The sequence below is a fragment of the Paenibacillus harenae DSM 16969 genome (genome assembly GCF_000422465.1).
GTDB lineage: Bacteria > Bacillota > Bacilli > Paenibacillales > Paenibacillaceae > Pristimantibacillus > Pristimantibacillus harenae.
On record NZ_AULV01000013.1, the window covers coordinates 112,205 to 139,190 of the forward strand.

Below are 26,986 nucleotides of genomic sequence, written 5' to 3' on the forward strand. Positions count from 1 at the left end.
TATAGCACCGTAAAATGAACGCAACATGAACAACTTTCCAGTCCCATACCCGAATATAGGAAAGGAATAGGTATAACAAAAAAGGGCGCCGCCGCAACTCCTTCCAAGTGGAGAGAATGGGCGATACCCTAAATGTTCACATCAATAGTCTTTTATTAAATATCCCATTTCTTGAAGGATACCATTGAACAGGAGCCTATTGCATACGCTTTAATGCCAAGCGATTGTGCGCCCGGGTAGATACGCCCTGTCATTACTTTTGCGCCGCCTTGGATAAAAACTTCAACGGATGATTTGTCGACGAAAACCCGAAGCTCCAGAAGCCCGTCATTCAGCCCGACTTTCGTCCTGCGCTCGCCGCCCAGGCCGATCCCGGCCTTGTCGCGGTTAAAGCGGAACCGTCCATCCGCAGCGCTATAGGATAATACCGTCTCTTCATCGCCATGAACGCGAAGCTTCAGTCCGAATTCCTCGGCTTGATCCGCACGGAAAACGACCTCGAGCTCGTAGCTGTCTCCGCTCACACCCAAGTCCAGCTCGCCGTCAATCAAAACATTAGAAGCCTCATAGCCGTTTTGGCGATAAACAGCCATTTCTTCTATCGGCTTAAAAAACAATTTATCTCCCTGCATAACGACCTCGCGAGGAAGCGTCATCGCTCCTGCCCAATAGTGTCCAAGCTGCGTCGGAATTTCCGTCTCCCAAGTCTCCATCCAGCCGATGACGATGCGTCTTCCGTTATCATCAATGGTTGTTTGCGGGGCATAGAAATCAAAGCCGCAGTCGATTTGCTCATACCGGTCATACAGGAAACGGCCATGCTCCGTGTCCAAACGGCCAATCATGTAGGCAGTCGAGTGCAGATTTTGAAAGTCGTCTCCTTGCGCCGGCATGCGCTGAGGCGACAGCATGAGTACGTCTTGCCCCTCCAACTCGAAGAGGTCCGGACATTCCCAGTTGTCCCCCATATGCCCGTCGCTTCGTGCGATTTCATTTACGAAGGTCCAATTCAGCAAGTCGTCTGACCGGTACATTAATAGAAGTCCGCTGCCCTTTCCGTCATTCGACCCTAAGACGGCATAGTAACCGCCGTCACGCTCGAACACCTTCGGATCGCGGAAATCCTTTTGGCTGACATCTGCCGGAATTTGCTCCGGCCGAATCACCGGATTGCTTGCAAGCTTCTGAAAATGGACACCGTCGTCGGACACGGCAATATTTTGATTTTGACTGTAGTGCACTTCCTTGTCCGGCCCTGTCACGATATGCCCCGTATACATCAAATAAAGCATACCGCCCTTCTCGATCGCACTGCCGGAGAAGCATCCGTCACGGTCGTATTCCTGATCCGGCGCCAACGCCACCGGCAAGTGCTTCCACTCGATTAAATCGCGGCTGACCGCATGGCCCCAATGCATCGGCCCCCATACCGGCTGATACGGATAGTGCTGATAGAACATATGGTATTCCCCGTTAAAATAAACAAATCCGTTCGGATCGTTCATCCAGCCAAACTCGCTCATCAGATGGTAGCGCAGCCGGTACTCCCCGTTCAGCAAATGTTTTCTGCTCTCAATAAACTTGTCGGCATTTTCGCGTGTGTACAAGATAAAGCATCCTACCCTTACTCGTTATTTAATGGAGCCTTGCATAACCCCTTGAATAATATATTTTTGCGCGAATAAATAAACGATCAGCACAGGCAGTATGGTCAGCATAAGACCAGCCATCAACGGGCCGTAATCGACGGTGTACGTACCGAAGAAATAAAAGGTCGAGAGCGGAAGCGTTCTTTCTTCCGGCGCAATCAGCACCAGAGAAGGAAGCAGGAAGTCGTTCCATATCCAGAGTACGTTCAAAATAGCGATCGTAACCGTAGTCGGCGTCAGCACCGGGAATACGATGCGGAAAAAGGTTTGCGTTCTTGTGCACCCGTCTATGAGCGCCGCTTCTTCAAGCTCGGCCGGGATGCTTTTCACAAATCCGTGGTAAATAAACACAGCCAGAGGGCTGCCAAATCCGATGTACATATAGATCAGGGCCCATTTGCTGTCCAGAAAGCCAATGGATCCGTATATTTTGACGAGAGGAATCATAATCGCTTGGAATGGGATAATCATGGCTGCGACCATTAAGAAGAACGTATATTGGTTGAGCTTCGTTTGATGCCTGACAAAATAATGAGCCGTCATAGCTGCCAGAAGCGAAATGAGCAACACGCTGAGCACCGTTATCATAATTGAGTTTGAAAATGCGGAGACATAATCCATTTTACCGAATGCGTCCGAATAATTGGTCATGTTGAAGCTCTCCGGCAGCGAAAGCGGACTTGATGTAATGGCTTTATTCTCTTTAAACGAATTAACGAGCAGAAGCAGGAACGGGAAAACGAACAGCAGCAAGCAGACGAAGAGGACGGCGAATTTCGACCAAGCGACCGTAGAACTCGAGTTTTTCATTACGCCTCCACCTCCATCTTCTTGCTGAAGTACACCTGAGCGATCGTAATGATCGCCACGAGCAGGAACAGCACGAACGCTTCCGCTTGCCCGACCCCGTAGTCCCTCGACAGAAACGCCTTCTCATAAACGTGCATGGATACCATCTCCGTGCTCTTGAACGGTCCGCCCTTCGTTAAGGAAATGTTCAAGTCGTAGACCATAAAGCCTCTTTGCAGCGACAGGAAGATACAGACGATAAAGGACGGAACCATAAGCGGAAGCACCATTTTGCGCATTTTTGTAAGCAGGCTCGCGCCATCGATGCTTGCCGCTTCCAAAATATCCTTCGGTACATTCATGAGGCCCGCGACATATATAACCATCATGTAGCCTGCATATTGCCATACGGTAACGATAATCATCGCCCAGAACGCTTTATCCGGGTCAGCCAGCCAGGAGCCGCTGAACAAGGGGATGCCCAGCTCTTTACCCAAGAAAACCAAAACATTAGAAAAAATAAACTGCCACACAAAGCCGAGCACGATACCGCCGACCAGATTGGGTACAAAGAAGCCCGCCCGGAATAAGCTTTGGCCCTTCAAGCCGCTCGTTAGAACGTAAGCGAGCAGAAAAGCGACCGCATTAATAAGCACGACGGTAATGAACACGTATTTTAAAGTCAATAAAAAGGATTGCCAAAATACCGTATCTTGAAAAACTGAAAAATAATTTTGAAATCCTACAAGGCTGCTTGTCGTTGAAATGCCATCCCAGTTCGTAAAGGTCAAATAAATGCCATAAAGGAAAGGAACGATCATCACGGCAAGAAACGCAAATAATGTAGGTCCGGTAAACAGCAGCCGCAGTCGTAAACGATTCCACAGCCCTTTTTCCGTTATCATCATGATCCCTCGCATTCATGGATGGTTTGCTGAAGAGGAAGCAATCAAGCGTAATCGGCTTACCCCGTCATTTGGCGGGGTAAGCCGTTCGTCTCGCAGCTAATGATTACTTCACCGATTTCCAATATTCCTGAATTTCTTTAATCAGCCCGGCACGGTCCGCCGCCCCTGCAAGATACTTTTGCATGGAGGCGCCGACTTTCGCCCAGTGATCGGCGGGCAATGTGCTCATGGAATCCTGAGTCTTGCCCTTCGCGATATAATCGGAAATCGACTTCGCCAGCGGATCCTTCGCTTCAAGCGTTATGTTCTTGAACGCCGGGATGATATTCGCTTTGTTCACTAGGAAATCTTGACCCTTGTCGCTGTAAACCATCCACTCAAGGAATTTCTTTGCCGCCGCCTGCTGCTCTGCCGTATTTTTCTCTTTGTCGAGCACCAGCCTTTTGGATACCGCGGAAGAAATTTGCGTGTTGCCAAAGTCATCCGCATTGTTGCTGACCGGTACCGGCAGGAAGCCGTATTGTCCGCTTGCCGTATCAAAGCCGCTGATTTGCGGCCAAGCCCAGTTGCCTTGGAACCAGATGCCAACCTCGCCTTTGCCGAGCACTTCCGGTCCTCTCTCATAAGTGCCGGACAATGGCGATGCCTTATCGATGTTGTATTTTGCCATCAGATCAAACGTATCGAGCAGCCCGTTAAAGACGGCGTTGCCAGTCAGATCAACCTTGCCCGCTTTCAAGTCATTTACGAACTGCGTAGCGGCCTCTGTATCCGCCGACTGACCTGCGTAAGCAAGCGGCAGGTAATGGGCGCCCAGAGACCAATCCATAGGAGAAATGATGAGCGGCGCTTTGCCGGAAGCCTCTATTTTTTTGAACAGCTCTTCCAGCGCCGCAGTCGTGTTGATCGTTGCCGGATCAAACGCAGAGCCTACCGCCTGATCAACCACTGCTTTGTTGTAAATAAAGCCGTAGCCTTCGATCGCCAATGGGAATGCATAGTTTTTGCCATCAAACGTTGTAAGCGATGTGCTGCGGTCGACGGCGTCCGCCATCCACTTTTCCCCGCTTAGATCAAGAATGCGATCCTTGAATTTCTCTACATCTCCCGTATCCAGCATCGTAATCGTTGCCGGGTTGCCGGAAGCGTAAAGCGCAGACGCTTTCTCGAACGGCGATTGTCCCGCAGGCACCGGTATGATTTGCATTGTAATATCAGGATTATCCTCTTTAAACGCTTTCGCCGCTTCTTCAAGCTGCGATTGAATTTCGCCCTTGGAGTTAAGAAGCGTAATCGTTACTGCCGAGCCTTCGCCGGACCCGCCAGATTCGCCTGACTCACTTGTGTCGCCAGACTTCCCGCAAGCTGTTACGAACAAAACTGCGATAAGCGATAATGCGAGTACTTGCATCCATTTCCAGGATTTCATTTGTCTGCCCCCGATTCACGAGAATTGTTGCGGTTTTGAAAAAGTAAACCGCTTTCATATCGTATTATATAGGCGGTCGCGATATATGTCAATCGTTTGACATATCAAACGATTGACATATTTATAAAAAATAAAAATCCCCGCGCCGCGCAAGGGATTTTCGTTCTTTTCATCTATGTTGTTGACCGTTCTACGATAGCCACCGGCAGGATGTTTTCCGCTTCGAAAGGCTCACCGTTCATTTGCCGCATAATCAGATCAACAGCCTTCCGTCCGATCTCTGCAATCGGCTGCTTGATTGTCGTAATAGACGGCGTCATCCACCTGGCCGCATTAATATCGTCATAGCCGATAATCTTCACGTCATCCGGAATACGCTTGCCGGCGGCTGCGCACTGCTTCACCGCAAAAGCCGCAATAATGTCGCTCGTCGCGAACACGCCGTCTATATCGGGATGCTCCTCGAACAAGCGTTTCATAATTTGCTCGTACTGTATTTGGTCAAACACGTTCATATCGGTTTGAATAATAAGATGCTTCACATTATTCTCGTTCATGACCGCCTGAAATGCCTCGGTTCTCCGGTTGGCCAATAACTGCAGCTCCAGGTTACCGCATATATGCGCGATTTTCGTGCAGCCCTTCTCAACCAGAAGTTTAGCCGCAAGGCTTCCGCCTATGTAATTATCGGAAGAAATATAAGGAATCTCAAGGCCAATTTGACGGTCAATCGTTACGATGGGCGAGCTCAAATTTTTGTATTCCTCGACCTGAAGCGTATGGCTGCCCATTATAATTCCATCGACGCGGTTCCGCTTAAGCATTTCAATATAATCCTTTTCCTTCACGGGGTCGAGCTGAGAATTGCATAAAAGCATTTTGAAGCCTTGGTCATAGGCGTAGTTTTCAACATGGTTAGCTAGCTCGCTGAAAAAAGGATGAGAGACGTTCGGTATAATGAGACCGATTACGTTAGACTGCTTCCTGAGGAGGGAGCGCGCAATTTCATTCGGCTGATAATTAAGCTCCTCCATCACTTTAAACACCTTGGTTCTTGTCGCTTCGCTAATATATCCCCGGTTATTCAAAACGCGGGAAACCGTCGTTACGGATACATCCGCTTTTTTCGCGACATCGTGTATCGTTGCCATGGCATCCCCTTTGCATCGTGCAGTAGTTCCAACCATTATAGCTGAAATATAAGCCCGTCATAAACCTAAACTTAAAAACCCTATATTTCAAGCAGAAACGCCTGTCAGCGTCCTTGTCAGAGGACGCAAACCGTTTACTCCGTATTTTCTGAAGCAACTCATGAAGCTTGTTCATCGAAAAACGGTATCGCGGAGAATTCTAAGCGCATATATATACATGTAAAACTCATGAATGCTTAGCATTTGAAAAAAGAGCCGTTTCTAATAAGCCCGTCTTGGCTTATTAAAAAAGGCTCTTTTTACGTGCCTGCTGTCAAGCCCACGTAGGCTGCACCTTAAGCACCGCAACTTCCTTCTCCCGTTTATAGGAAGCGGCCGGCTCGATCTCAGCCGGCGCTGCGGATACAGCGATCGCCGCAGGTATTTCACGCGACGGCTTTGACAAGATTCCGTGCGCTGCCAGCTGGCCTGCCTGAGAGCCCGCAGATGCGACAACGGCAATCTCTTCTTCCGGCTCCTGGCGGCGGATATCCGCTCCAAGCTTGGCAAGCTTGCCGGTAATATCGACATATCCGCGGTCGACGTGGTGCAGGCCGGTTACTTCGGTCTCGCCCTCGGCGCGAAGCGCCGCGCAGATCAGAGCTGCGCCCGCGCGCAGATCGGTTGCGCATACTTTCGCTCCAACCAGCGGCAGCCCGCCGTTCACAATGGCGGTCCGTCCATCCACCTTAATTTGGGCATTCATCTTCAGGAATTCCTCAACGTGCATGAAACGATTCTCAAATACCGTTTCCGTCACGACGCTCGTTCCTTCGGATACGAGCAGCAGCGCCATCATTTGCGATTGCATATCCGTCGGGAAGCCCGGATGAGGGAGCGTCTTAACGTCCACCGATTTCAATACGGAGCCGGAGCGGACGCGAAGACCATTATCGCTCTCCGTAATTTCCACGCCCATTTCCTGAAGCTTCGAAATGACCGGTGTCAGGTGATCCGCAATCGCGCCTTCAACAAAAACATCTCCGCCGGTAATCGCGGCGGCAATCATATACGTTCCGGCCTCAACGCGGTCGGGAATCACATTATGCGAGGCGCCATGCATCCGTTCGACGCCTTCGATCCGAATCAGTCCCGTACCTGCGCCTCGCACCTTGCCGCCCATCGCATTGATGTAGTTGGCCAGGTCAACGATCTCCGGCTCCTTGGCCGCATTCTCGAGAATCGTCGTTCCTTCCGCCAGAGCGGCGGCCATCATAATATTCTCCGTCGCGCCGACGCTGGCTACGTCGAGATAGATCTTCGCGCCTTTAAGACGCGTCTTCGTGCTTGCTTCGATAAATCCGTGACCAAGCGTAATTTCCGCTCCCATCGCCTCGAAGCCCTTCAGATGCTGGTCGATCGGACGAGTGCCGATCGCACAGCCCCCTGGCAAAGAAATTCGTACCTTGCCCACTCTTGCGAGCAGCGGTCCCATAACCAGAAAAGACGCCCGCATCTTGCGAATGAGCTCATATGGAGCCTCATACGACGTAATCGCCGGTGCGTTAATACGCATCGTTTCGTTGTTATAAGTTAATTGTGCGCCTAATGAGGCAAGCACCTTCTGGATCGTCATAACGTCGTCGAGGAGGGGTACGTCATAGATGACGCTGTCTCCTTCGGTCGCTAATAATGAGGCCGCCAAAATCGGGAGTACCGCATTTTTTGCTCCGCTGACACGGACCGTTCCCTTCAAGCGCTGGCCTCCGCGGACGATAATTTTGGTCATCTGTGGTTCCCTCCGCGAACTGCAATTTCTATTTCCTAATCGTGAATATTTTGGAATCGGACACTTTATCCAGACTACATCTTATCACTCATTTACACAAATCGACAAGCGTTAAATTGTTTCCACATTTTTCATGCGTTTTTGTCGTAAAAATAAGACTATTTTCTCTAAAAACGGAACATTTTCGGGACAAAAATACGTTTTCATTCCACGCGTAGGCCTTGATTCATACTTATTCGTAAGCAAACTGTTTTTTCGTACCGTCTTGTTACTACCCATTGTTGACATTTTTCGCTCTTGTTATTCGACAAAGCTTTTGAGCAGTACGGTATAACCCCAATATTCCAAAATAAATTTGGCCAAAAGATGTCCGATGACGATGGCCGCGATCACTTGAAACAAACGTGCCTTCGGGCTGCGGGGAAAACGGAAAAAAGTATCCCATTTCACCTCCTGGATAACAAACCATACGAAGATGATACTGAGAATAACCGTGACGATGGAGAACAGACCGGTAAAACCGGCCGCGTTTTGCACATTTTGATATAAATCGTTATCAACGTCCATGAATCCTCCTAATAATTAGGTAATAATCCTGTGCAGCAGCACGGTAAAATCGGCTCGGCTCGCCTGACGCTTCGGCTCGTAAAGGTTGGATTGAACGCCTTCGATCAGCCCGCGCTGCTTCATGGCTGTCAGCATAGGCGCGGACCAGTCGCTTCGATCTACGTCGTCAAACGGATCAACGGCGGACAGCTGCGGTTCAATACCTTCCGCAAAACCGATGATAACCGCCATCTCCTTGCGCGTGACCGGCTGTTCCGGTTTGAACGAGCCGTCCGGGAAGCCTTTTACCCAGCCCTGCTGAACGGCTAAGTCAATCGCGCCGGAAGCCCAATGAGCTGCAGGGACATCCTTGAAGCGCTTTGTCAGCGCGTTTTTCTGTGGGGCTGGCTTATAAGCCTTTACGGCCATCGCCACCGCTTCGGCGCGGGTGATTGCGCGCTTCGGCTCAAACCGGTAAGCCCCCGTACCATTGATGATCCCCATTTCGCTTAATTCGACGATCTCATTTTTTGCCCAATGCTTGTGAATATCCCGGAAGCCGGCGACAAGCTCCTCGGACTTTATATTCATCCGGTAATACTGCTTGTCGAATGGGGCATCCGCCGTCAGCTTCACATAATAAACATCCGGCTGAAGCAGTTTGTCGTTCGTTTGAAGCTTGCCGGCAGAGCCCGTTGACGAAGCAGTTAACAGCTTCATGCGTTTATCATATACCTCAAGCTTCAAATCGATATCCGCCGGAACGCCGCTTACCGCCATGCTTACGATGCTCGGTTGAGCCGGCCGATATTGAAACCAATCCATATCGGCGTAGCTTCCAATCACGCCTATGTACTCAGTGCCGGGAGTAACCATAAAGGCTTCATACGATTTGTCGTTCGGTTCGTTCGGATCATCGTATTTCGGCGTGTAATCCATCGCAAGGGAATAGGTGCCGAGAGCCGGACTGGCCTCCGAAGAGATTGCATTATGAACACGAATATAATATTTCCCTGGGGTCACAGTTATGACTGGGGAATATTCCGTCTCCCCTTCCCCTTCATTATCGTACAAAAGAAGGGACTCGCCCGCCCTCTGCATAGCAAGTCCCGGATCGATGCGCGCCGTGTTTGTTGTTAGAGTCAGACGGAGCTTTCCGCTCTGCGTGAAGGTTACGGCAAACCAGTCCCGGTCCGCCGTCTGGTGAAAGGTTCCGTTCATTTCCTGCGAATTCGGTTGGAGCGTGAAGGCCTCATAGGATCTGTCATTCTTTTCATAATCATCCGCTTTTATGGTAAAAGCAGAGGTCAGCAGATACGGCAGGGCGACGTCGCCGCTCTGATTTATTAGCTCGAGATGAATAAGATGCTGGCCTTTGCTTAAATTAAAATCAATAGACCGACTGGCGAGTTTTATGTCGGCTGCATGATTTTCAATGCCATTCGTATACAGCGTCATCCTGACCGGCGGAACAACCGCCCCGTCTGTTACAAGTCCCTCGTAATGGATGGTCAGCGTACCGTCGTAAGGAGTGTCGACTCTATACCAGTCATGATCGTCCGTTATTTGCAAAACGGCAGACAGCTGTGTATTCAGCGGAAAACGGGCAGCTGTCTTCATGCTCTCGTTCGGTTCCAGACTATCGGGCCTGAGAGCGGATTGAAGCGCTTGGTCAATTTGCAGAACCCCGTACCCCGAGGAAAGGTCAGCTCCTGCGGGACCAATATCCTTTGCGGTCTGCCTCAGCAATTCCCGGACCTGATACGGCTCTAACTTGCTGTAGCGGGCCCATACGAGAGCGGCTGCAGCAGCGGCTTGCGGAGCAGACATCGATGTGCCTTCTTCTTTCTTATATAAACCGCCCAGCGCGGTTGTGTACACGTTCCATGGCGCTACCAGGTCGAGCTCGCTGCCCGGATTCGAGCGCGGGTCAGCCGTATGATCCGGCTTCACGCCGCCTACCGCCAACACGGTCGGATAGGCTGCCGGATATTTCACGGCTGCTTTGGAACCAAATGTCAGCCCGTCATTTCCTGCCGCAGCAACGAGCAGTACCCCCTTACTCTCGGCGTACTGCACGATATCCTGCATATAAGGCGAATACCGGTGTAAGCCGACTGACAGCACTACAATCTTTGCACCGGCGCGGACCGCGTACAATATCGCGTCACCCAGCTCCTGCTCCGTGCCGTCGCCATGATGATCCAGCGCTTTGATCGGCATGATCTTCGCTTTCTGCAAGATACCCGACACGCCGATCCCGTTATTGCCTACCGCCGCGATCACGCCCGCAACGCTTGTGCCATGTCCGTTATCATCATCGGGCGGCTCGTTCGGGTTAACCAGATTGGCCCCTTCCACGAGATTAGCCTTCAAATCCGGATGATCCAGATCGACCCCCGTATCCACGATCGCGATCGTCAGACCGGTCTGTTCCCGTACCGTTTCCCATGCCTTCGGCACGCCGATCTGATCGAGATAATGCTGTTTTGCCAGCTCCGGGTCATTGGCCGTTGGCATAACTGCTGCGGCTGCCGCAGATAATTCGGCTGGTGTCTCGGACGATGATGAAGAGGCGGGTTGGCGGGCTTTGCCAGCCGTTTCGGATAACGAAGGGCGGGCGGGGAGCTTGTCGCCTTCGGCTTCATTAATAGGCGCAGTGGGCGAAGAGCCTTCGTCTTCACCATTTGAAGCCGGAAGGGCGGAAAGGCTGCCGCCTTCGGCTTCATTTGGGTGAGAAGCATGCGCCAGCATGTGCACCCCGGAATTCGGGTGCACATACTCTACGCCCGGCGCCCTCTGCAGCCGGCGCAGCCACGCTTGCACGTCCGCGCCTTCTTCAGCCGGACGTACGAGCAATACCGCCGCCTCGTCCTGGCGGCGGAGCACTTCCGTCCCGCGCAGCTCATGCGCGAGCGCGGGATCGCGCCATTTGAGCAGCCAGCTCTGCGGCTGCTCTTCATCGGCGCATGCGGCGCAGGCGGCCGCGTCTCCTGCGGCCGCCTGCGCGGCATGCGCCGCTGCGGCAGCGGGCCCTGCCGGGCTTAGCCCGGTCAGGGTGACGCTGCCGATAAGCAGCGCGAGAAGCGCGCGACGAAGGAGCGTGCGCGGTCCTCGCGCCCGAAGCCATGCGCTTGATTGGCGCAGCAAGCGCGTTGTTAAACGGTTGGTCGCTAACGCCGGCCGGCTGGCATCAACTGCTAATGAGAACCGTTGATGCTCCGGCATACGCCGCGACAATTGTTTTACGAGATGCCGTATACGTTTTATCATCGTCTTCTGCCTTTATATGCCGTATTGAAATATCGCCTTCGATCGCATTTAAGCTACCGCAGGCTCATTTCTCGTTCACTATAAATTCTATTAATCTATAACCATTCCCTTGTCATCTGTACATAAAAGGACGAAAGACCTATAAAATTGAAAGAAATACACGCTGCACCCGAACTCAGAAGCTGAATATACCATCGTCCCCGAACTAAAAACAGCCTGCTAGAGTTTCGCATTCTGAATCTATCTGCGAATATGCATTCAATTGGCACATTGCAGATTCCTATCGTAACGCCAGCGATTCTTTCCCTTTTGCTCAATTCTATAAGTTGAACAAATGAATTGCCGTACACCAGGTAGGATGAGGAATGATATTAATCATTCTCACTCTAACGGTTGTCTGAACCCTTATTTGCTAAAAAAAGCACGTTTCAATATTGTAACGGCTGCTACAGACCTTATCCGCCGATTTCAGCCCGAAAATGGGCTGAAATCGGGAAATAGCGTCTGTCAGCTCCGTTACATTTTTAAAATGGCCGATATTGCACAAATAACGTTTGTGGCGGCCGTTAAACGAATCAAATGGCATGTGTTAGCCATATCTCTCCACCCGAGTCGCGCAATTCTCTGGTTCAACTTATATAGCATATACGCTGTTGCCGTTTATTGACGGCAAAAGCCAGCATTCACGGTGCTTCCCAAGACCGAATAAATGGGAATCTTTTAAACCTTTGGCATTTAAAAAAAAGTGATTCCCCACGCCTTGCCGGCTAAGCCTGGCTAAGACATAAATGAATCACCTTTTATCCTCCAACTATTAACAGCTTAGTGAGCTCACTAAGCTCACTATGCCCACTAAGCTCACTAAGCTCCAGTCAGCCTTTCAAACATCCTGCTTATCCTAATAAACAACAAACATCAAGTCCTGCCCCAGCGAGAATACCGCGTCAATCCAGCTCATGAGCGGGCCCGGGAACAAGCCGAGCGCTACGGTGGCGATCGCGCACAGCCAGATTACGATGCCGGTTGCGGGTGATACCGGGATGCTTTGCTCCGTTCCGCCGACCCGCATGAACATTTGGCGAACCAAACCAAAGTAGAAATAATAAGAGATGACGCTGCTTACTACGATGACGGCGACCAGCCAATACGCCTTCGCGTTCGCCGCGCCCAGCAGGATGAACAGCTTGCCGAAGAAGCCGCCGGTTACCGGCAAGCCTGCCAGCGACAAGACGAAGATGACCATCGCCGCCGCCGTCCAAGGCGCGCGGTAGTACATGCCGGCAAAGCCCTTCAGCTCATCGTGGCCCGCGGCCCGGCTGACGGCGGTCAACACCGCGAAAGCGCCGATCGTCATCAATAAGTAAGCGATCAAGTAATAAACGAATTCCGAGAAGCTGCTGCTATGGACGGCCGTTATCGAGATCCCGATCGGCACGAGCATATAGCCGGAGTTAGCGACACCGGATAAAGCAAGCAGCCGCTTCACGTTTTTTTGCCTTAGCGCGGCCGTTGTTCCGACCAGCATGGCTGCGGCCGACATTGCCAGCAAAGCCAAGAAGATGTCATTGGACACATCCGGTTCCATGTCGGTTCTGGCGAAATAGACGGCACCGAACATCATCCGGAAGACGACCGCCAGAGCCGCGCCCTTGGCGATAACCGCCAGGAAAGCGGACACCGGCGTCGGAGCGCCTTGATACACGTCCGGGGCCCAGGCGTGGAACGGCGCCGCGGCAATTTTCATGCCGAAGCCCGCCAGCATCATGAAGAAACCCACGTACACAAGCGCTTTGAAGTCAGCGAGCGCGCCCGGCAAAGCGCTATATATCACGGTAAGATCCACAGAACCGGTCACTCCGTATATGTAGGACATGCCGAACAGCACGAACGCAGAAGATATGCCGCCGGTTACCACATATTTAAACGCCGCCTCCGCAGACAATGCGGAACGACGTCTCATGCCGACAAGCACATAGCTGGTAAGGCTGAGGAGCTCGAGCCCGATGTACAGCGTAACCAGATTGCCAGAGGATGCCATCATCATGGCGCCCATAACAGCCGGCAGCAGCAGGTAGAAAAACTCCCCTTTTTCGGTAATCGCGTCATCGTCGCGCACGGAGCCCAGCGCTAGCAGCACGGTCAGCGCCGTACCGGTAAGGAATACAATTTTGAGTAAGCTGGCAAAGTCATCGATCCGATAGCTGTTGGCAAGCAGCTCAATCGTTTCCGCCGCTTCTCCCGCCCGGTTCATGTCCAGCATCCGCCACAGCACGAGCCCCAGCGAAATGAGCAAGCCAAGAAGCGTCAGCCACCCGATCGATAGCCTGCTGACACGCCCCGGCATAACCAGATCCAGCAGCACCAGCAGCAGGAATACGGCGGCTAATGCAAGTTCCGGGGCAAGGTAGAGCATATCCGTCCATGTGAGCGGTATGAAAGAAACGCCTTCGTACATGGTCTAACCCCCCGCCCTTGTTGCAAGTAATTGTTCGAAGAGGCCGCCGATGCTGTATTGCACCGTATCCGTCAGCACCGATGGATAGCAGCCCAGCAGAAGGATGAACGCCAGCAGCACGATCATCGGGACCGCTTCGACCAGCCGGGCATCCTTCAATGCGCCGAACCGCTCCGGCTGGGTGCCGAACGTGATCTTCAGTACCGCCCGCAGGACGTAGACCGCTGTCAAAATAACGCCAAGCACGCCAAGAGCCGTCAACCAGCGCATTGATTCGAATAGGCCGAGAAACGCGAGAAACTCGCCGACAAAGCCGGATAAGCCCGGCAGACCCAGCGAAGCGAGTCCGGCAGTCAGAAGTACCCCGCTCATAAAAGGCATGGACCGCGCAAGTCCCCCGAGCTCGGACAGCTCTGTCGTCCCGGTTCGCTCGAACAGGCTTCCGACGATCAGGAACAGCAGCGCGGATATGAGTCCATGCGAGACAAGCTGGAACAACGCGCCCTGCAGGCCGATTTCGTTAAAAGCGGCAAGGCCGAGCAGCACGATGCCCATATGGCTGATTGATGAATAAGCGAGCACAAGCTTGAATTCCTGCTGCCTGAACGCCAGCAGCGCCCCGTACAATATATTAATGACGCCAAGCACGGCCAGCACGACCGCCCAATCCCGCGCCTGCTCAGGGAAGAGCAGCACGCCGAAGCGCAGCAGGCCGTATGCTCCCATCTTTAACAGGATGCCGGAATGAATCATGACGACTGAAGGAGGCGCCTCCGTATGCACCTTCAGCATCCAGGTGTGGAACGGGAAGACCGGAAGCTTAATCCCGAACGCAATCAGCAGCAGAATAAAGAGAACCCACTGCATCGTATCGGTCATTTGGAACGGGTTAACGGCCCCCATCTGATCCGGCGACAGGTTGACCCAGGCCGTCGGATCCGCCATATTCCGGAAAATATCCGTATAGCTTCCGCTGTAGATGAAGCTCGTCTGCTCGCCCGCTTGATCGATCCGGAAGCCCGCCGTATTGACCAACAGCACAAAAGCCAGCAGCATGATCGCCGATCCGATCCCGTTATAGATCAGGAATTGATTCGCCGCCCGTTCGCGGTTGAAATATCCCCAAATCCCGATCAGGAAATATGTCGCGATCAGCGTAATCTCGAAGAATACGAAGAACAGAAATACGTCTCTTGCAAGAAACACGCCGAGCATGCCCGTCTCCAGGAGCAGGAACCAGACAAAAAACGATTTCCACCGTTTCTTCACATGCACGGCGGCCAGCGCCGCCATCGCCGTTACAAGCGTCGTCAGAAGCAGCAGCGGCAGCGAGAGACCGTCTACGCCAAGCGTATATTGAAACTTAAACACAAATTCGGAGATATCTTGCAGTTCTTTGTTAAGCGGTACATCTACCCAATTCAGCTTTTCCTCAAAAGCCGCTCCGCCCTGCTGCTTGTCGTAGTCCGCATATAACCAGAGCGACAGCGCAAGCGGCACAAGCGTAGCGGTTACGGCTGCGGTCTTCATCCACCCGCTCCGGTGTTTAGGAAGCAGCAGCACGACGAGCAGACCGGCAAGCGGCGAGAGCAGGATGAGCGAGAGAATCGGAATGTCCTGTAGGATGCTCATGGCCAGAACCTCCTTCCGACGATCGCGACGATGATGACGACAAAGCCGATAACGGCCGTCAAGCTGTACGTTTGCACCTGTCCGTTCTGGAGCCGGGCGGCCGTCCGGCCGGCTGACGCGGTTACGATCCCCGTTAACCGGACGATGCCGCCGATGATATATTCGTCTACTACCATAAGCAGGGATCCGATCGTTTTTAACGGCCTCACTACAACCGCCGCGTATAGTTCGTCTACATAATAGCTTTTCTCCAGCAGCTTAACGAGCCAAGGCAGCCGTTCGCGGGCAGCGGTGCGGCTGACGCTTCTTTTCCCGTAAATAAGCCATCCGACATAAATGCCGATCAGGCCGACGGCAATGGATGCGACGATGGCTACCCCGCTTCCGTGCGCGGCTTCCGCTTCTCCGCTCAGCCAGGAACCGAACCAGCCGTTCCACGGCGTCTCGATGAACCCGGCCAAGACCGCCAGCGCAGCCAGCACGACAAGCGGCGCAGTCATGGTAGCCGGCGATTCATGCGCGCCGTCAGCCGCAGCGCCGGGCTTGCCCGTAAAGACGAGAAAGAACAGCCTCGACATATACAGCGCCGTACAGAACGCAGCCGCTAAACCGGCGACGAACAGCAGCGGATTCGTTTCAAACGCAACCGTCAATATCAAATCCTTCGACCAAAATCCGGAGAGCGGCGGAATACCCGTTAACGCCAGCGCTCCGATCGCGAACGTCCAGGCCGTCACCTTCATTTTCGAGCCGAGCCCGCCCATTTCCTGGATGTTCTGCGTATGTACCGCGTGAATGATACTGCCTGCGCCAAGGAACAGCAACGCCTTGAAGAACGCGTGCGTGAACAGATGGAAGATGCCGCCCGTCAGGGAACCGAGACCCAGCGCCATCATCATGTAGCCCAGTTGGCTGACCGTCGAGTAAGCCAGTATCCGTTTGATGTCATTTTGCGCGAGCGCGATCGTTGCGGCGAAGATAGCCGTAAAGCCGCCCACATAAGCGACCGTCTCCATTGCCGCGGCTGAATCCAGGAAAATATCGTACGTCCGGGCGATAAGGAACACGCCCGCCGCGACCATCGTCGCCGCATGGATAAGAGCGCTTATCGGCGTTGGGCCCTCCATAGCATCCGGCAGCCACACATGCAGCGGAAATTGTCCGGATTTCCCGACAGCCCCAAGAAAAATAAGGAGCGCGATCAAGGTCGTAATTCCGGTCGTAATCGCGCCTGACTGACCGTCGAACACGCTTTGGATCGTTGTGAAATCAAGCGCGTGATCCGGCATGTACCAGAACAGCAGCAGAATGCCGAGCAGCAGGCCGGCATCGCCGATCCGCGTGACGATAAACGCTTTTTTGGCTGCTGCCCGCGCCTTCGGCTTGGCATACCAGAACCCGACGAGCAGGAACGAGCATACCCCGACCAGCTCCCAGAAAATATAGAGCGACAATAAATTATCGGAGAGCACGAGTCCGAGCATCGAGAACGTGAACAGCGCTACATACCCGTAGAACACCGTAATGCGTTCATCGTCCTTCATGTACCCGGCCGAATAGATATTCACGAGCAGGCTGACCAGCGTCACCACAACAAGCATCATTGCGGTCAGATTCGTAACCTCGAAGCCGATGCGCAGCGTATAATCGCCGATCCGGATCCAATCGAAGGCATAATTGTAATCAACGGCCCGGCCTCCGAGCCGGTCGACCGCAATGATCATCGATAGGACGAAGGCAGCCAGCGAGCCGGCCGTGCCGGTCAGTATGCCGGCCCTTCGAAAGCTCCGGCCAAGCGCGGTCAAAACGAGGAACGCCGCCAGCGGGAACAACGGAATGAGCCAAGCCGCTTGTGAGTACATGTCCATATGCCGCGCTACCTCCTCATTTTGTCAAATTCATCGACATTGACGGTTCCGCGCATACGGAACAACGCGATCAATACCGCTATCCCGATCGCGGCTTCCGCAGCGGCGACCGTAATCGTGAACAACGAAAAAATTTGCCCCGTCAACGACGGAACCACGCCGTATTTCGAGAAAGCGACCAAATTCAGATTGACCGCGTTAAGCATCAATTCGAGCGACAGCAGCACAACGATAGCATTTTTCTTGACCAGCGCGCCGTACAACCCGATACAGAACAAGATCGCGGCCATTGTGAGATAGGATGGAAGCATCCTTCTAATCCGCCTCCTTCTTCGCCAGCACGATCGCCCCGATGAACGCGACGGTCAGCAGCACCGAGAGCAGCTCGAACGGGATGACATATCCCGTGTACAGCAGCTCGCCGATGGCCATCGTGTTATCCTCGACGCCCTGCAAGGCTCCGGCTTCCGGAAACGTCGTCCGGCGAATCGCATAGAACAGCACGCCGAACAAGCATAAGGCGGCAATAGCCGCCAGCGCTTCATGCAGCGGCTTCGCTTTCTCCCGTTCCGCCTCCTGATGCTTCGTCATCATGATGCCGAAGATCATCAGAATGGAGACCGCCCCCGCATAAATGAGCACCTGGACGAATGCGACGAACTCCGCCTCCAGCAGCACGAACATGCCGGCGAGGCCAAGGAATACAGCCGCCATGGAGACGACCATATGCACGACCTTCTCCAGGCTGATCATGAGCACAGCCCCGCAGATCATAATGGTCGAGAGGATAAAGAACGCGGCGAATTCACCCGTAAAATCGATATTAAACAACTATTTGCCGCCCCCTTTGGCCGGCGCTCCGATATTGTTGTTATCCTGCCGGACGAGGGTATTATTATCGGTCAGCCACTGCGCATCCTTGAACAGGTCGTCGCGGCTGTAAGCCGACAGCTCGAAGTGGTTCGTCATTACGATCGCCTCGGTCGGGCACACCTCGGTGCACAAGTCGCACAAAATGCAAATTTCAAAATTAATATCGAACGTGTCGATAACCTTCCCTTTTTTGTCCGGATCGGGGTTCGGCTTGCCCGTAAGCGTAATACAATCGGTCGGACATATACGAGCGCATTGGTTGCAGACGATACATAAATCCGGTATAAAATGCTGGATGCCGCGGAACCGGTCCGGCATTTCGAACGGCACATCGGGATACGAGGTCGTTACCTTCGGAGCCGTCATCGATTTAAGCGTTACGCCGAGCCCTTTGATTAATCCGTTCATATCGCTTTCCCCCTTGCAATCATTTGATGAACAATTCCAAATAAACAGCGGTCAGAAACACGTTTAACAGCGAGACAGGCAGCAGCACCTTCCAGCCGAGCCCCATGAGCTGATCGACGCGGATACGCGGGAAAGTCGCCCGAATCCAGAACAAGAAAAATACGATAACCGCGAACTTGAGCAGAAACCAGACGATGCCCGGCACAAAATCGAGAAAAGGCGCCGGCGCATGCCAGCCGCCCAGGAACAGTACCGTAGTAAGCGCGGCAATCGCATATACGTATACGTATTCCGACAGCATGAAGAAGGCAAACCGGAAGCCGCTGTATTCGACATGATAACCCGCAACCAGCTCCGACTCCGCCTCCGGCAGGTCGAACGGCGTACGGTTGAGCTCCGACACGGCCGCAATGATGAAGACGACGAACCCGATAATCTGGGGCAGAAAGTTCCAATTCCAGAACCAGCCGCCGTCCTGCGCCGCCACAATATCCCTTAAATTCAAGCTTCCGCTTAGCAAAATAACGCCGACGACGGATATAACGAGCGGTACTTCGTAGCTGATCATTTGCGCGGCCGAACGCATGCCGCCGAGAAGCGCATATTTGTTGTTGGATGCCCATCCGCCCAGCACGATCGCCAGCGTCGAGATGCCCGACAGCGCCACATAATAGAGCAAGCCGACATTCAAATCGGCAAAATAAAGATTTTGGGTGTACGGCAGTACTGCAAGCACCGAAAAAGCCGGAATGTAGGCCAGCGCCGGAGCCAGAATGAACAGCAGCCGGTCAGCCTTGCGCGGAATCGTGTCTTCCTTGACGAGAAGCTTGAAAATATCGGCTACCGTTTGAAACAGCCCGAACGGGCCGACCCGGTTCGGACCGACGCGCAGCTGCATCCATCCGATGACCTTCCGTTCGAAATAAATCGCATACGTAACGAAGCCAAGCACGATGAATAGAAACACGACCGCCCACAAAAACAGCACAAGCGCGCCGCCCCATGTGAGCGGTTCATTCAGCCATGGGGGCATTAGCAATCGACCTCCCCGACGACGATATCAACGCCGCCCAGAATCGTAATCAGATTCGTCATCGTTTCACCGACAAGCAGCTTGGGCAAAATTTGCAAATTCACGAAAGAAGGACGGCGAAATTTCAAGCGATACGGCTCCGCCTTCCCTTTGGAGACGATATGGCAGCCGATTTCGCCCCGGGGCGACTCGATCCGCACATACACCTCGCCGGCCGGCGGCCGAATCACCCTCGGCACCTTCCCCATCGTCTCTCCGCCTTCCGGAAACTGCTCTACCGCCTGCTTCAGGATGCGCAGACTCTGGCGAATCTCCTCCAGACGGATCCGGTAACGGTCATAACAATCGCCGTTCTTCCCGAGCGGCACGTCAAATTCGAAACGGCTGTACAGACTGTACGGCTCCGCCTTGCGCAAATCCCAATCTACGCCTGTGCAGCGCAGGTTCGCGCCCGAAAGGCCGTAATCGATCGCGGTTGCCGCGTCGTACTTGCCAATGCCCTTGATGCGCGCCAGGAAAATCTCATTGCCGCTGACCAGCTTGTCGTACTCTTCCAGTTTATTCTCCAAATATGGAATAAAGTTGCTCACCTTATCCATCCACCCCGGAGGCGCGTCCCATTTGACGCCGCCTACGCGCATGTAATTATAAGTTAATCTCGCGCCGCACAGCTCGTTGAACAAATCAATAATGATCTCTCTGTCGCGGAATGCGTATAGGAACGGGCTCATCGCTCCGATATCAAGCAAATAAGTGCCCCACCAGACCAGATGGCTCGCTACGCGCTGCAGCTCCATCACGATAAGGCGCATAAACTCCGCCCGCAGCGGCACCTCCAGGCCCATCATCGTTTCGACCGCATGGACGAGCACATAATTGTTCGTCATCGCCGAGACGTAATCCATCCGGTCCGTATACGGAATAATTTGCGTAAAATTCAAATTTTCCGCGATTTTCTCGGTCCCCCGGTGCAAATAGCCCATGACCGGCGTCGCTTCGGTGATGACCTCCCCGTCGAGCTTCACGACGATTCGGAATACGCCGTGCGTGCTGGGATGCTGGGGACCAACGTTTAATAGCAGCTCTTCTGTACGGATCAAGGGTTTGTCACACCTCCGAGTCTAACGGTTCATAATCCTTGCGGAGCGGATGGCCGACCCAATCGTCAGGCATCATAATGCGGCGCAGATCGGGATGCCCGGGAAAGTCGATGCCGAGCAGATCGAATATTTCGCGTTCATTCCAGTTCGCGGTTGCCCAGACCGGAGTAGCGGAATAGACGGATGCGCAGTCCCGCTCCGTCTTCACCTTAATGGCGGCTTCCCGCTTCGTGCCGAGCGACACCATATGATATACCGCTTCCATGTGCGTTTCGTAATCAACGCCGGACACATTGCGCAAGTAATCGAACCGCAGCTGCTCATGCAGCTTCAGCAGCTTGGCCGCCTCCCGCCAATACTCATTGTTTACTACAATCGTCGGCATATCGCCGTTCAGTTCGTTCACATAAGCGTCCGCTACCGCGTCCTCCGCGATTTCCCGCTTGAGCAGAGCGACGATAGCTTCCAGTTCGGGCTGCTTCGGAGACGGCGGCTTAGGCTCCGGAGGCTCCGCTTCCGCATCGGCTTTCTCTTTCGCCGCCGCGCGCGCGGCTCTCGCCTCCGCTGCCGCCTTCAGCTTCGCTTCGCGCTCCGGATCAACCGACGGCGCAGCGCTCGGTTCGCCGGAAGCGCCGTTCTTCACATCGGCCTCGCCTTTTTCCGGAAGCGCTTTCTCTTCATCTTTCCGCTCCTCGCTCATCGCCCTGTCACCCGCTTCCCGGTCTTCGCTTCGTAGCGGATCTTCTCCTGAAGTTTGTTGATGCCGTAGATAAGCGCGGCAGGGTTAGGCGGGCAGCCTGGAATATAAACGTCAACGGGCACGATCTGATCGACGCCCTTGATCACCGCATACGATTTAATATATGGTCCTCCCGCCGTAGCGCAAGATCCCATCGCGATCACCCATTTCGGCTCCGGCATCTGATCATACAGCCGGCGCAGCAGCGGACCCATCTTCTTCGTCACGGTGCCGGCCACGATCATGACGTCGGATTGGCGCGGCGAGGTGCGGAACATGACGCCGAAGCGGTCCAAATCATAGTGCGAAGCGCCCGTTCCCATCATTTCGATCGCGCAGCAGGCGAGACCGAACGTCAGCGGCCATAACGAGTTGCTTCTTGCCCAAGCCTTCAATTGCTCCAACGTTCCCATAAAAACGTTGCGTTCCAGTTCTTTGCGTTCTTCCAGCGAAATCGACTCTAAACTGAATTCCATTTGAGCACCTTCTTCTTCCAGGCATATAAGAGACCGACAAGCAGCATCGCTGCAAAAACAAACATTTCGACGAGCACAAATAAGCCGAGCTTATTATATGCGACGGCCCAAGGATATAAGAAAACGGTTTCCACATCAAAAATAACGAACATCAGCGCAAACAAATAATAGCGGATGTTAAAACGGACCTGCCCTTCGCCTACCGGCTCATTGCCGCTTTCGTAGGTCGTTTGCTTCGGATTCGTCGGCTTGTTCGGTCTGAGCAGCCTCCCCACCGTCAAAGCCACAACCGGCAGGAGTATCCCTAGCGCGATAAAAATAGCAACGACGACATAATTGTTGGCGTAGTTTTCCACACGATCGCCTCCGTCTATTGGTTTGTAACGAACCGTTGCCGCTGGGCCGATTTTCCTCACAATTATAACAAATGCTACCACTGCCGTCTATGACGGAGTTCGTGGCGGAGCTAGGTCGAAGACGGCTCTTTATCCGGTAAACTCTCTGATCCGGGCGCCTCACTTCCGCCGCTTTTCACGCTTTTGTCCAAAGGAGGCGGCTCCGGAAACCGCCCGGCGCCGCCATCCTTCTTACCTCTGGCCGCCGCAATGACCAGCAGAAGCAGGGGCAGCACCATCCCATAAAATACGCTGTACACGGTCCATACGCCCATCGCGAACATTTTCAAATGCGCAGCGTTCCGATAGGCGATCATCGAGAGAGGGACGAGCAGGAACGAATAGGGCACCACCAGCGGCCGATAGGTGGTCAGATTCAGCATCTGTGCCGTTAATACGGAAAGTACATACATGCATAATACGAGCTTCATAAATACGGTAGCGATCCATACCATCGCCACCAATATTTCTACACGGACTAAAACTTCCTCGATATTGATGTTTTTAGCCATATCATATACGGCAAACGGGCTTCTGGCGGCCTCGTCCACCCCCAGGATGCCAATTAGAAACACGGTCAGCAATACGCCCGTCACAATGAGCAGAATCACCGCTTTATTCAACTCGTGCCGAAGCTTTGGACGATCCTCTTTTTTGACAAGCGGTAAGATTACCGTTAAAAAAACAAATTCACCGATCGGAAATCCTAAAATCGGGTAAACCCCTTTGATCGGTCTAACGATACCTTCGTACAATAACGGTTCGAAATTTTGAAATTCAAATTGATTGAGCAGCGAGAAAGTGATAATGATAAAGACGAATAAGGCCCAGGCGAACAAGATTTCACCCGTCCTTGCAATCGTCTCGATTCCCAGAAACACACCGTAAATAATGACAACCATGAAGGTGATATCAATGAACCAATCCGGTGTTTGCGGCAGCACGGAAAGACCGAGGAAATCGGAAATATTCCGCAACACAAGCGAGCTGAGCAGCAAAAAAAATAACACGAAAGTGAACGTAACCGCCTTCCCTGCCCATACGCCAAGCACCTTCTCTGCATACTGGGCGAGCGACATATTCGGAAACCGGTCGGCCAGCGACAAATAAAGGGCAAGCACCAAATAGTTGAACGGGCCGGCAAGCAACATGGATATCCAGGCATCCTGCTTTGCGATCGCTATCACCGCTGACGGTAGAATAAGCGCCGCGCTTCCAAGCGCGAACAAATAAAAGATCTTCGCGCATTGAACCGCAGAAATCTGAGTATTATTCATCCCGGCAAATTTACTCATCTCTGCTATGACCCCTCTTCAATCCAGCTTATAATTGGTGTATAGATAGGTTTAAACAAGAAGGTCACCCCGTCTACCGGATTCGGTACCGGCAGACGGAGCTGCACGCCGATCGCATAGGCCGTGCCGATGAGCAAAATAAACAGCGCCCACATCCGCTCGCGCGGCCTCTTCTTTATGCCGTTACGAATCCATATTAATGTACCTATAACCACTGCAAGCAGGGCAATTCCGATGACAGCCAGCATCCCAATCCACTCACTTCACGATAGATTCGCCTCGCACGCCTGAACCGATGATATTGAAGTTGCAATCCACAACGCTCTTCACATTCGGGAACACCTCCGGCCATTCGGGTTCAATTCGCTTCCAGATTCCAGGCTGTTTTAAATAAACCTCCCTGCCCCAGCCCAGCACATCCGTGCGCCATTCTTTCTGCAATTTACGGATGGCGTCCTCTGCCTCAGCTTTAACGGCACCCTCGGCTAGCAAGCTGATTTCATTCAAAGTCCCTTCCTCCACAACTTGAACCCCTGGGCACATAATCTCTTGAACGCTTCCCGTTATGAGCAGTTTGATTTTAATAACCGGCATACCGTCCGGCGTACGCTCGACTTGATATTGACGGGATGCTTCGTGTACCTCTACAACTAAGTGGCCCTGAGACTCAGGACAAGCTAGCGTAACGGTCGTACTCTTTACCTTTTCCTGCAGCCAGGAAAGCCCTCTCGATTGCTTCGGCTTCAAGTAACCGGTTAATTTCCCCTCCTTAAATACGGCCATCGTAGAGAGGACCGGGTAAGCCGATGCGGGAATCCGATTCACATTGTCAACCGTATTGCGCAATGCCTTCTTTCCCTCTAATCGGATAGATGGCAAGGCGGCCTGCTGCTTCCCTTTCCCCGCAAGCATTGATAGATCATGGACTTCAACCACATAGTTCGTTCCGTAGGAATCCTGGTTCACCTCGATCATTTCATGAATTTGATTGATCGGGATCGATTCCATTTGAGTGGTCGTCTGAAGCAGCTGCTGCGCAGTGATGCCGCGTGCAACTAACACCGAAATGTCGGTGCGGATATCCGGATTCCGTTCAATTAAATCGGTCAGCGAAGAAATACCCCTCTTTGCCATTTTCTCCCCTATAATTAACATTTGGGTGTGCGAGAAGAACAGCCTTCTCGAGGTCTTCGCAGACATCTTGCGGATGGCTTCGAATAAAGTGTCGCCGGTTTCCGTGAAGGTCGTCACGGGCGTTCCTCCAACTCCCCCTTTGCTTTCGGCGGCGACGTTTTGAGCCAATACGACTTGAACCGTTAGCTGCAGCTCCTGCTTTCCGGCTGGATCCACATCAACCCCTAAGGCAAGCACAACCCCAAGTTTGTCCAAATATCGCAAATCCCAGCAGCCGCTTAACACTATAAGCGAGCACAAAGACAGCAGGAGCATGGCTTTTATTCTCATGCCATCCTTCTTCGGCTGACATGTGGACGCTGCTCGCTTGCTCATTGCCCCGGCTCCTTTCTCGGTTCTGGTTCGATTTGCTCTCTTACCGGGTTTTGGACAGCGAGCTTCTGCGGACGCTCCCGCATGAGCCAAAGCGGCGCGCGGACAAGCGTATCCTTCAGATCTTTGATTTTGAGCGGAGCGAACGGCTTCGTATAAGGCATGCCGAATGATCTGATGTTGGTCAGATGCAGCAACAGCAGCAGCACGACAAGCGCGATTCCGTAAAAGCCAAGTGTCGATGCGGCAAGCAGCAGAATAAACCGAAGCAGTCTTGCCGCGATGCCTAAGCTGTACGCAGGCGAGACGAAGCTGGCTATCGCGGTAAAAGAAACGACGATGACGACAGCCGGCGACACGATTCCGGCTTCTACGACGGATTGCCCGATGACCAAACCGCCTACGATGGATATCGTATTACCCGCCGCGCTCGGCATTCGTACAACCGCTTCCCGCAAAATCTCAAATACAAACTCCATAATGAAAGCTTCCAAATACGCAGGAAATGGCACTCCCTCCCGCTGCGCCGCCAGTTTTAGCAGCAGCTGGGTTGGAATCATTTCCTGATGGTAGCTTACGATAGCCACATAGACGGAAGGCATAAGCAAGGCGATCAAGAAGGATACAAACCGAATCATCCGCAGGAATGTCGCTATATCGAATCGCTGATAATAATCTTCCGCTGCTTGGAAGAACATGTTCAATATCGACGGCACAATAAGCACGAACGGAGTGCCGTCTACGAGAATCGCAATTCTGCCTTCAAGCAGGTTTCCGGCTACCGCATCCGGACGCTCGACATTCATAATGGTCGGAAAAGGGGACCACTTCTGATCCGTAATAAGCTCCTCGATATACCCGGATTCCAGAATACCGTCGATTTTCACGGCATCGAGCCTTTCCCGCAAATCCTTCAGCACATTCTCATCGGCTAAGCCATGGACATACATAATGCAGACCGGCGTTTGCGAAATTTCTCCAATTGTCCACTGTTCCATCCACAGCTTCGGGCTGCGGATTTTTCTGCGGATCATGGCCGAGTTCACGCGAACCGATTCGGTAAAGCCTTCCCTTGGCCCCCGGATCGCCATCTCGGTCTTCGGTTCCTCTATGCCGCGCCGCTCGCCGCCAACTACGTTTGCCGCAATCGCTTTAGCCGTACCCTCGATCATAATGATGGAATAACCTAATAACAGCTTCTGAAAAAACTGCTTCCAGTCCTTAATGTCCGACACGATCCCGATCGATAAAATATGGCTTTTGAGCTTGTCCGTAAGCTCATTCGGTTCCAGCTCTCTGTCCGCCGGGTAACGCTCCCGGTGAAGGGGCTCGATGATGAACTTATTCATTCGTTCATCATCGACCATTCCTTGTACATAGACGATAAGCACATTCGTCTGTCCGGTGTCCGTCAGCCGGATACTGCGAAATATAATGTCCTGGCTTTCACCCATTTCCTGTTGAATGAAGACCTGATTATCCTTAAGGGAGACAGAGAGGGGCTTCTTCGAATAGCCTTCAAGCTGCTGCTGTTCATGCTCCTCCGCTCGCACGGAGCGCTTATCGGCTTTACCGCCGGTTTTTTTTCTGCCGGTTATATGGGATCCGAACATCTGCCCCTCTCCTCTCTGCCTTTTCACACAAGTTTCATCCTTAGGATAACTCTTCCAGCCAGTAATTATGTATACAAGAG

At 52.8% G+C, this 26,986-nt stretch carries 23 protein-coding genes; all 23 read right to left on the reverse strand.

All coding sequences use genetic code 11. The features are described 5' to 3' along the window. Positions 1-155: 155 nt before the first annotated feature. The 23 genes from H581_RS0100415 to H581_RS32625 all read right to left on the reverse strand — a co-directional run bounded on the left by H581_RS0100415 (position 156) and on the right by H581_RS32625 (position 26,933). Positions 156-1,607 carry a glycoside hydrolase family 32 protein gene (locus H581_RS0100415; RefSeq protein WP_028608274.1) on the reverse strand — a complete coding sequence of 484 codons (1,452 nt, stop codon included), beginning with the start codon at positions 1,605-1,607 and terminating at the stop codon, positions 156-158. 24 nt (positions 1,608-1,631) lie between these two features. Continuing rightward, positions 1,632-2,459, reverse strand: a complete 828-nt coding sequence (locus H581_RS0100420; protein WP_028608275.1) for a carbohydrate ABC transporter permease — start codon at positions 2,457-2,459, stop codon at positions 1,632-1,634. Continuing rightward, a complete protein-coding gene (locus tag H581_RS0100425) occupies positions 2,459-3,343 on the reverse strand; it encodes a carbohydrate ABC transporter permease (RefSeq protein WP_028608276.1) in 885 nt (294 codons plus the stop codon). Before H581_RS0100425 ends, H581_RS0100420 begins: the two co-directional genes overlap by 1 nt. A gap of 106 nt (positions 3,344-3,449) precedes the next feature. Further along, on the reverse strand, positions 3,450-4,775 hold the full coding sequence (locus H581_RS0100430; protein WP_028608277.1) for an ABC transporter substrate-binding protein: 1,326 nt from the start codon (positions 4,773-4,775) through the stop codon (positions 3,450-3,452). A 173-nt stretch (positions 4,776-4,948) separates the two neighbouring features. Beyond that, positions 4,949-5,926 (reverse strand): LacI family DNA-binding transcriptional regulator, encoded by a 978-nt coding sequence (locus H581_RS0100435; RefSeq protein WP_028608278.1) that lies wholly within the window; start codon positions 5,924-5,926, stop codon positions 4,949-4,951. Positions 5,927-6,239: 313 nt separating this feature from the next. Beyond that, entirely contained in the window at positions 6,240-7,694 is a 1,455-nt protein-coding gene (murA, locus tag H581_RS0100440) for a UDP-N-acetylglucosamine 1-carboxyvinyltransferase (RefSeq protein ID WP_028608279.1), read from the reverse strand. Positions 7,695-7,994: 300 nt separating this feature from the next. After that, positions 7,995-8,261 (reverse strand): DUF1146 domain-containing protein, encoded by a 267-nt coding sequence (locus tag H581_RS0100445; RefSeq protein WP_028608280.1) that lies wholly within the window; start codon positions 8,259-8,261, stop codon positions 7,995-7,997. Between the two features lie 15 nt (positions 8,262-8,276). Then, the gene (locus H581_RS32620; RefSeq protein ID WP_051250356.1) at positions 8,277-11,513 is read right to left on the reverse strand and encodes a S8 family serine peptidase; all 3,237 of its coding nucleotides are present in this window, start codon (positions 11,511-11,513) and stop codon (positions 8,277-8,279) included. Between the two features lie 898 nt (positions 11,514-12,411). Then, the gene (locus H581_RS0100460) at positions 12,412-13,968 is read right to left on the reverse strand and encodes an NADH-quinone oxidoreductase subunit N (RefSeq protein WP_036717260.1); all 1,557 of its coding nucleotides are present in this window, start codon (positions 13,966-13,968) and stop codon (positions 12,412-12,414) included. A 3-nt stretch (positions 13,969-13,971) separates the two neighbouring features. Beyond that, positions 13,972-15,600 carry a complex I subunit 4 family protein gene (locus tag H581_RS0100465; protein WP_036717264.1) on the reverse strand — a complete coding sequence of 543 codons (1,629 nt, stop codon included), beginning with the start codon at positions 15,598-15,600 and terminating at the stop codon, positions 13,972-13,974. Continuing rightward, positions 15,597-17,468 (reverse strand): NADH-quinone oxidoreductase subunit L, encoded by a 1,872-nt coding sequence (nuoL, locus tag H581_RS0100470; protein ID WP_028608283.1) that lies wholly within the window; start codon positions 17,466-17,468, stop codon positions 15,597-15,599. Before nuoL ends, H581_RS0100465 begins: the two co-directional genes overlap by 4 nt. A gap of 8 nt (positions 17,469-17,476) precedes the next feature. Further along, positions 17,477-17,779, reverse strand: a complete 303-nt coding sequence (nuoK, locus tag H581_RS0100475) for an NADH-quinone oxidoreductase subunit NuoK (RefSeq protein WP_028608284.1) — start codon at positions 17,777-17,779, stop codon at positions 17,477-17,479. A 4-nt stretch (positions 17,780-17,783) separates the two neighbouring features. Next, positions 17,784-18,299 carry an NADH-quinone oxidoreductase subunit J gene (locus H581_RS0100480; protein WP_028608285.1) on the reverse strand — a complete coding sequence of 172 codons (516 nt, stop codon included), beginning with the start codon at positions 18,297-18,299 and terminating at the stop codon, positions 17,784-17,786. Next, entirely contained in the window at positions 18,300-18,749 is a 450-nt protein-coding gene (nuoI, locus tag H581_RS0100485; RefSeq protein ID WP_028608286.1) for an NADH-quinone oxidoreductase subunit NuoI, read from the reverse strand. A gap of 19 nt (positions 18,750-18,768) precedes the next feature. Beyond that, positions 18,769-19,782, reverse strand: a complete 1,014-nt coding sequence (gene nuoH, locus H581_RS0100490) for an NADH-quinone oxidoreductase subunit NuoH (protein WP_028608287.1) — start codon at positions 19,780-19,782, stop codon at positions 18,769-18,771. Further along, on the reverse strand, positions 19,782-20,882 hold the full coding sequence (locus H581_RS0100495) for an NADH-quinone oxidoreductase subunit D (protein ID WP_028608288.1): 1,101 nt from the start codon (positions 20,880-20,882) through the stop codon (positions 19,782-19,784). Before H581_RS0100495 ends, nuoH begins: the two co-directional genes overlap by 1 nt. Before the next feature lie 7 nt (positions 20,883-20,889). Continuing rightward, complete coding sequence (locus tag H581_RS0100500) at positions 20,890-21,582, reverse strand: NADH-quinone oxidoreductase subunit C (protein WP_028608289.1); 693 nt, start codon at positions 21,580-21,582, stop codon at positions 20,890-20,892. Further along, positions 21,579-22,097 carry a NuoB/complex I 20 kDa subunit family protein gene (locus tag H581_RS0100505; RefSeq protein ID WP_028608290.1) on the reverse strand — a complete coding sequence of 173 codons (519 nt, stop codon included), beginning with the start codon at positions 22,095-22,097 and terminating at the stop codon, positions 21,579-21,581. Before H581_RS0100505 ends, H581_RS0100500 begins: the two co-directional genes overlap by 4 nt. Then, positions 22,082-22,453, reverse strand: a complete 372-nt coding sequence (locus H581_RS0100510; protein WP_028608291.1) for an NADH-quinone oxidoreductase subunit A — start codon at positions 22,451-22,453, stop codon at positions 22,082-22,084. The genes H581_RS0100505 and H581_RS0100510 overlap by 16 nt, the downstream gene beginning before the upstream one ends. 110 nt (positions 22,454-22,563) lie before the next feature. Then, the gene (locus tag H581_RS0100515; RefSeq protein WP_028608292.1) at positions 22,564-23,787 is read right to left on the reverse strand and encodes a GerAB/ArcD/ProY family transporter; all 1,224 of its coding nucleotides are present in this window, start codon (positions 23,785-23,787) and stop codon (positions 22,564-22,566) included. A 5-nt stretch (positions 23,788-23,792) separates the two neighbouring features. After that, the gene (locus H581_RS0100520; protein ID WP_028608293.1) at positions 23,793-24,035 is read right to left on the reverse strand and encodes a hypothetical protein; all 243 of its coding nucleotides are present in this window, start codon (positions 24,033-24,035) and stop codon (positions 23,793-23,795) included. Between the two features lie 10 nt (positions 24,036-24,045). Next, positions 24,046-25,296 (reverse strand): Ger(x)C family spore germination protein, encoded by a 1,251-nt coding sequence (locus tag H581_RS0100525; RefSeq protein ID WP_028608294.1) that lies wholly within the window; start codon positions 25,294-25,296, stop codon positions 24,046-24,048. Next, entirely contained in the window at positions 25,293-26,933 is a 1,641-nt protein-coding gene (locus tag H581_RS32625; protein ID WP_156889463.1) for a spore germination protein, read from the reverse strand. Before H581_RS32625 ends, H581_RS0100525 begins: the two co-directional genes overlap by 4 nt. Positions 26,934-26,986 lie beyond the last annotated feature (53 nt).